Annotated in this window: 5 protein-coding genes and 2 pseudogenes; 2 read left to right on the top strand and 5 right to left on the bottom strand. The window is 62.3% G+C overall.

Annotation, left to right across the window (positions count from 1 at the left end; all coding sequences use genetic code 11):
* Positions 1–18 precede the first annotated feature (18 nt).
* From RMO40_RS21100 to RMO40_RS21080, 5 genes and pseudogenes are all read right to left on the bottom strand, one after another.
* Positions 19–2,262, bottom strand: a pseudogene (locus RMO40_RS21100) (methyl-accepting chemotaxis protein).
* Positions 2,263–2,404: 142 nt separating this feature from the next.
* Positions 2,405–2,923 (bottom strand): chemotaxis protein CheW, encoded by a 519-nt coding sequence (locus RMO40_RS21095; RefSeq protein WP_309725511.1) that lies wholly within the window; start codon positions 2,921–2,923, stop codon positions 2,405–2,407.
* A 65-nt stretch (positions 2,924–2,988) separates the two neighbouring features.
* Positions 2,989–3,354 carry a response regulator transcription factor gene (locus RMO40_RS21090; RefSeq protein WP_047493606.1) on the bottom strand — a complete coding sequence of 122 codons (366 nt, stop codon included), beginning with the start codon at positions 3,352–3,354 and terminating at the stop codon, positions 2,989–2,991.
* Between the two features lie 48 nt (positions 3,355–3,402).
* On the bottom strand, positions 3,403–3,792 hold the full coding sequence (locus tag RMO40_RS21085; RefSeq protein ID WP_296688358.1) for a response regulator: 390 nt from the start codon (positions 3,790–3,792) through the stop codon (positions 3,403–3,405).
* Between the two features lie 61 nt (positions 3,793–3,853).
* Positions 3,854–4,006 carry a rubredoxin gene (locus RMO40_RS21080; protein WP_309725513.1) on the bottom strand — a complete coding sequence of 51 codons (153 nt, stop codon included), beginning with the start codon at positions 4,004–4,006 and terminating at the stop codon, positions 3,854–3,856.
* A 180-nt stretch (positions 4,007–4,186) separates the two neighbouring features.
* Between RMO40_RS21080 and thiD the strand changes: the two genes are divergently transcribed.
* Together thiD and RMO40_RS21070 are read left to right on the top strand one after the other, a co-directional pair.
* Entirely contained in the window at positions 4,187–5,110 is a 924-nt protein-coding gene (gene thiD / locus RMO40_RS21075; RefSeq protein ID WP_309725506.1) for a bifunctional hydroxymethylpyrimidine kinase/phosphomethylpyrimidine kinase, read from the top strand.
* Positions 5,100–5,299, top strand: a pseudogene (locus RMO40_RS21070) (aspartate aminotransferase family protein); the annotation flags it as partial. The gene thiD and the pseudogene RMO40_RS21070, both read left to right, overlap by 11 nt.

The following is a 5,299-nucleotide window of genomic DNA, read 5'->3' as shown; positions in this document are numbered from 1 at the left end:
GGGCCGCAGGCGCTGTGATCAGCCGATCTTGAACCGGGCCACCGACTGCTTCAGTTCTTCAGCAGTCCGGGACAGTTCGCGCACCATCTGTGCCGTGGAACGCGTACCTTCACCAGTTTGCTCCGTCACCGCAAAAATGTGCTGAATGTTGGCAGCCACCACGTTGGCAGATTCGGCTTCTCGCAGTGCCTGGTTGGAAATCTGCCCGATCAGCTCGGCAAGCTGGCGTGACACACGGTCAATGTCGCCGAGCGCGTTACCTGCCGCGTCAGACAGCCGGGTTCCTTCCACCACACCCTGCGTGGATCGCTCCATGGCGCCCACCGCGTCTTGGGTGTCGGTCTGAATGGTCTTCACCAGGGCCGCAATCTGCCGCGTTGCATCGCCGGAGCGTTCTGCCAGCCGCTGCACTTCTTCGGCAACCACCGAGAAGCCTCGGCCGGCTTCACCGCCCGAGGCGGCCTGGATGGCGGCGTTCAGAGCCAGCACGTTCGTCTGCTCGGTAATGTCTGAAATCAGTTCGGTGATTTCACCAATCTCCTGCGACGACTCGCCGAGTCGCTTGATCCGCTTGGAGGTTTCCTGAATCTGGTCGCGAATCGAGTTCATACCGCCGATGGTGTTTTGCACCGCGGTCAGACCGGATTCAGCGGCTTTCAGCGACTGGCGCGCCACCTGGGCCGTTTGCTGGGCTTGTGCCGACACTTCGTTGATTCGGCCTGCCATTTGCAGCACCGACTCGCCGGTTTCGCGAATCTCTCGCAGCTGCTCGTCGGAGGCTGCGAGCAGTTCGGTCGACGTGGCTTCCACCTGCTGCGTCGTCTCCGTCACCCGGCCTACCGTGCCCTGCACCTGCGACACCAGGGTTCGCAGTTCTTCCACCGTGTAGTTCACCGAGTCGGCGATGGCGCCCGTGATGTCTTCCGTCACCGTGGCTTGTTGCGTCAGGTCACCTTCAGCCACCGTTTGCAGTTCGTTCATCAATCGCAAAATGGCGGCCTGGTTGGCGTCGTTCACACGTTAGGCTTCTTGCTCCTGACGTTCGGCTTCCATCTGCTGCGACTTGGCAACCGTGGCGCGCTGTGCCTGGTCATTCACGTACAGCTTCAGCAGGCCGGCACCGCCGGCGGCCAGCAGCGCGGCAAACAGCACCAGCACCACCAAGGCGACGCGGCTGAAGCCGGTTTCGGCGCCGAGGCGGTCCTGCACGACTTCCAGGCCTTTTCGCAGCGGCTCGCTGTCGGCAATGATCGATGCCTGCGCTTCACGCGCCGAGACCAGACCTTGCAGGTTGCCCAGAATCGAGCCGGCTTCGGTGCGTGTTTCTTCGTATTGTTTCAGCAGCGCTTGCAGGCGCTCCTTGGTCTGCGGGTCCTTGGTGCCGGGCAGGCGCAACTCGGCGTTGCCGTTGAGCAAGCCATCGGCGATTTCACGGAAGGAGTTCAGGTCCTTGCCGAGCAAGAACACGGCTTCGGGGCTCACGCCCTCCATGGTCAGGAATTCGTTGGCCGACTTGCCGATACGCTGGGTCAACATCACCAACTGGCCCACCGCCGACAGCTCGGCCGGCGAGGCCTCTTGCTGCAGCTTGAGCGACGACACCGTTTCGGCAATTTCAAGCAGGTCGGACGACTGGCGGTTGATGGTGCGAAGCGCCTTGCCCACCTGAGTCAAGATCTTTTCCTGGCCCATCACGGTGTTGGCGTTCTTTTCAGCACGGTCCACCAGCGGCACCATGGGAGTCAGCGACTCCTGCACCGACGAAGGCGCCGCATCGATGTTGCCTTCACCCTTGGCCAGCCCGCGCACGCTTTTGGCCAGCACTTCGGTACTTTCCTTCACCTCCGGGAATGCCGACGCGCTACCGATCAGCGCCTGTGACACCGACTTCGCAAGACGCTGCGACTGCATCAGCGCCTGGCCGGAAGCCGCCACCTGGGCCGAGCCCTTGGCCGCCGAGTTCAACGAGTAGATGGTCATGCCGACCAGGCCCGCCAGACCCAGGCCCACCAGGGCCAGCAAGATGCGCTGCTGCGTCGCCACCGGCGCGTTGCCGATCAGCGGCAAGCCAGTGGCGCCTGCGGCGTCATCGGAGCCGGATGCGGGCAGGCGGGTTTCGGCGAAGTCTGCAATCTCCGAGGGAGCTGCCTCGGTGATGATGGACGAGTCCATGTGCACCGTGCGCGTCATGGGGTCGCCCAACGCCGCCGAGCCCGCCGATCCATCGCGCATGGGCCGGTCCAGGGCGACCACATCGTCCATCGGGATCACCGGGTTGTCGTGATCCAACACGTCGGAGTCGCGACCTTTGCCGATGCTTTTGAATTTGTCCAGGAAGCTCATATGTTCCTCGTTCCGTCGTGTCTCAATGTGACTGTCAGAAAGCCTTGGCGCCTAACGCGCATCAGCCCGCGATCTTCAGAAATGCCGACTCGTTGGCCAGCGCCGCGAGATTGAGCTCGCGCCACAGCCGGTTGTTCTCATCTCGGTAGTGCGTGCCGACAAAGGGCGGCTTCGCCTGCCCGTCATCGGCTTGGGGCTTCAGCTGCTCCAGATTGCGCAGACCGGAGAGCCGATCCACCATCACGGCGCAATTGATGTTCAGGTCGGTGTTGAAGGCCACGAACCAGGACTGCTCCCGCCCTTGCTCCTGGCTGCGAATGCCCAGGAAGCCGGCCAAATCGACCACGCCGTGCAAACGGCCGCGCAAGTTGGCCACGCCCATGAACCAGCGGCTTGTGTAAGGCACGGGCATCGCGGGCACGAACGGGAAAATTTCGCCAGCTTCCTGCAAAGGGAACAGGAAGCCATGGCCCCCACATTCGACGGCCAGCCAGGATTTGCCACGCTCTTGCGTTCGCGCCGCTTTGAGCTTTTCAGCCAGGCGGCTTTGCAGCTCGCGCAGTGCTTCCTTATTGGCCATTCACACCTGCCTGCGGGACGTGAGAGGTTTGCATTCGCCGTGCCGATCTCTTGAGTGAGAGGGTGTCAGTCGAAGGCCTTGATCTTGGCCACCAGCTCGTCGGCGTCGACGGGCTTGACGATGTAGTCGCGTGCACCTTGGCGCATGCCCCAGACCTTGTCGGTTTCCTGGTTCTTGCTGGTGCACATGATCACGGGCACATCGACGAAGCGCGGGTCACGGGTGATGGCGCGGGTGAGCTGGAAGCCGTTTTGGCCCGGCATCACCACGTCCATCAGGATCAGGTCAGGCTTGTCTTCGCCCAGGCGGCGCATGGCGTCTTCGCCGTCTTCGGCAGTGCGCACCGAATAACCCCGCTTGGTCAGCAGTTCAGACAGGAAATGCAATTCGGTTTTCGAATCGTCAACCAACAGAATTTTCTTGATCGCCATGTTCATTACTCCAACTCGACCGGCGCAAACTCGCGACCGGTCATTGACTTATTCAGATCGACGGTGTTGCTCAACCACTTGCAGCAACTGGTCTTTGGTAAAGGGTTTGGTCAGATAGGCCTCGGAGCCCACCATGCGACCACGCGCCTTGTCGAACAAACCATCTTTGGAAGACAGCATGATCACGGGCACACCCGAAAACTTGGGATTGCGCTTGATGATGGCGCAGGTCTGATAACCATCGAGACGGGGCATCAGGATGTCGCAGAAGATCAGATCGGGCGCGTGGTCGTTGACCTTGGACAAGGCGTCGAAGCCGTCTTCAGCCAGCAGCACCTGGTAGCCGCCTTGCTTCAGGAAAATCTCTGCGCTGCGGCGGATCGTGTTGCTGTCATCAATGACCAGCACCTTGATGCCTGCAAGGGCTTCATTGCTCACCGGGTTGTCTCCTCAACGACTGCGGGTCGGTTCAATTCGATCATCCCAACGGGGTTCAAGATCAGATCTGCACCATCTCAAAATCTTCCTTGCGGGCGCCGCATTCCGGACAGGTCCAGTTCATCGGGACGGCCTCCCAAGGGGTTCCGGGTGCAATGTCGTGATCTGGGTCACCGGCGGCTTCGTCATAGATCCAACCGCAAATCAGGCACATCCATGTACGTACCGCGCTGGCGTCTTTGCTCACGTTTATTCTTTATCGCTTCACTACAATGAGAAAAGATTGTAGCCACGCAAAATCCCAAAAACGCGTTAGTTTGTGGGCACATACGCCACATTCCTCACATTTTTCTAGAAGTGCTGACAAACCCGGCACCTTCTAACGGACGCCCCCATGACTACCGACGTGATCCCCACCGAAAACACCGCGGCCCTGCCCCAAGATGCTCCGGCGCCGGCTTGCGTGATGACTTTCAACGCCAGCGACCCGAGCGGCGCCGGTGGCCTGGCCGGTGACGTGGTCACCATTGCCGCCATGGGCGCACACGCCCTGCCGGTGGTCACCGCGGTGGTGCTGCGCGACACCGCCGAGGTGTTCGACCACAGCGCGATCGACGCCGACGTGGTGGTCGAGCAAGCCCGCAGCATCCTGGAAGACGTGACCATCGCCGCCTGGAAGGTCGGCTTCCTGGGCTCGGCCGAAGGCGTGGCCGCGGTCGCCGAGGTGTTGTCTGACTACCCCGACGTGCCCCTGGTCGCCTACTTGCCCAACCTGTCGTGGGTTGAAGAAGACGACCAGCAGGCCTACCTCGACTCGTTCCGCGAACTGGTTTTGCCGCAAACCGAGGTGCTGGTGGGCAGCCATCAGACGCTGACGAACTTTTTGCTGCCCGACTGGAGCAGCGACCGCCCGGCTTCGCCGCGCGAGCTGGCGGTGGCCGCCTCGCAGCACGGCACCCGCTTCGTGCTGGTGACGAGTGTGCCCTTGCCCGACCAGGTCCTCGACAACGTACTGGCCTCGCCTGAAGGTGCCATCACCGGCGAAAAGTTCGAGCGCTTCGAGGTCAGCTTCGTCGGCGCGGGCGACACCTTGTCGGCCGCGTTGGCCGCCTTGCTGGCGGCCGGCAGCGAGCTGCACACTGCCGTGGGCGAATCGCTGGCTTTCCTGGACCAGGCGCTCGACGCCGGTTTCCGCCCCGGCATGGGCAACGTGATCCCCGATCGATTCTTCTGGGCCCTGCCGCCGGGCGAAGAGGGTGAAGAAGGCGCCGACGCCCCCGGCGACGACCTGCCAAAGGACCCGCGCCATGTCCACTGAGACACCGACCAATGCAGCCTTGTTCGAACGCGCCCAGCGCGTCATTCCGGGCGGCGTCAACTCGCCGGTGCGGGCCTTCAAGGCCGTGGGCGGCACACCGCGGTTCATCGCCCGTGCCCAAGGGCCCTACATCTTCGACGCCGAAGGCACCCGCTACATCGACTACATCGGCTCCTGGGGGCCGATGAT

The sequence above is a fragment of the Rhizobacter sp. genome, from assembly GCF_031412075.1.
GTDB lineage: Bacteria > Pseudomonadota > Gammaproteobacteria > Burkholderiales > Burkholderiaceae_C > Rhizobacter.
This window is presented reverse-complemented; position numbering and strand designations above follow the sequence as displayed.

What these genes read in the sequence shown, in the direction of transcription:
- RMO40_RS21095 (WP_309725511.1), bottom strand. Translation starts at nt 2,923, where the DNA reads ATGGCCAATAAGGAAGCACTGCGCGAGCTGCAAAGCCGCCTGGCTGAA.
- RMO40_RS21090 (WP_047493606.1), bottom strand. Translation starts at nt 3,354, where the DNA reads ATGGCGATCAAGAAAATTCTGTTGGTTGACGATTCGAAAACCGAATTG.
- RMO40_RS21080 (WP_309725513.1), bottom strand. Translation starts at nt 4,006, where the DNA reads ATGTGCCTGATTTGCGGTTGGATCTATGACGAAGCCGCCGGTGACCCA.
- thiD (WP_309725506.1), top strand. Translation starts at nt 4,187, where the DNA reads ATGACTACCGACGTGATCCCCACCGAAAACACCGCGGCCCTGCCCCAA.